The organism is Listeria rocourtiae subsp. hofi (assembly GCF_963575615.1).
In the GTDB taxonomy this organism is placed as follows: domain Bacteria; phylum Bacillota; class Bacilli; order Lactobacillales; family Listeriaceae; genus Listeria_A; species Listeria_A hofi.
The window spans coordinates 1-850 of record NZ_CAUYTL010000089.1; the positions used below are offsets into that span (position 1 = coordinate 1).

At 38.9% G+C, this 850-nt stretch carries 1 protein-coding gene; it reads right to left on the minus strand.

Annotated elements, in window-relative coordinates; all coding sequences use genetic code 11:
* On the minus strand, nt 1–761 hold a 761-nt coding region (locus R8925_RS15830; RefSeq protein WP_430536746.1), incomplete at its 3' end, for a transposase.
* Nucleotides 762–850: the final 89 nt, after the last annotated feature.

Here is an 850-nt window from a genome sequence, read left to right on the forward strand (position 1 = left end):
AAGTGCCTGTGATACTTTTGAAGCCTTGGCAAATAATCACGCTGTAGTTGTTTTTGTTGCTTCGTCCATTTCCTTTTTTCTTGCTTCATGGCCTTTTGCGCTACTGCGTCCGCCTCGCAGAGGCTAGTATCCAGTGCTTCGATGGTATCAGAAAGAGCTTGATCTAACTGCTCCAAGTGTGCTATCGAAAAATCTGCTTTCTCATCTTTCTCCATATCTAGCGCCACCTGTTGCTTTATTTCATCGTAAAGTATACCAATTTTACCTTGTAAGCTGGCATGAAATCGCTCCGAAGATTTCCTCCAAACAAAGCTATATTTGTTGGCGTTCGCTTCTATCTTCGTACCATCAATATATATTTTCTCACCAGAAATAAGCTGCTGTTGGAGAGCGAAGGTGTGGAAAGAAATGAACATATTCTTTAAAAGCGTATCAAAATGAGGAGAAATACGAGCACGATTAATCGTCCGATAACTTGGCGTTTGTTGTCCTGCTAACCACATCATCGGAATATTTTCTTGCGTCATCGCTGCTATTTTCCGACCGGAGGTCACGCCTTGCGAATACGCATAAAGAATGACTTTTAACATCATCCTTGGATGATAACTTGGACGGCCTTCTGCCGTTTGCCAATTTCGAATATCTATTTCTGGAATAGCTTCCACCTGTTGATGAATCATACGTGATACATGATTTTCAGGAATCATAGTTTCTAAATCCATTGGAAGAATTAATTGGTCCATGTTATAATTGATATACATAAATAGCACTCCTTTGTTGGGTTTTGGTTGGTACTTTAATTTTAACAAAGTGTGCTATTTTTGTGTACTTATTTCTATATACATATAAA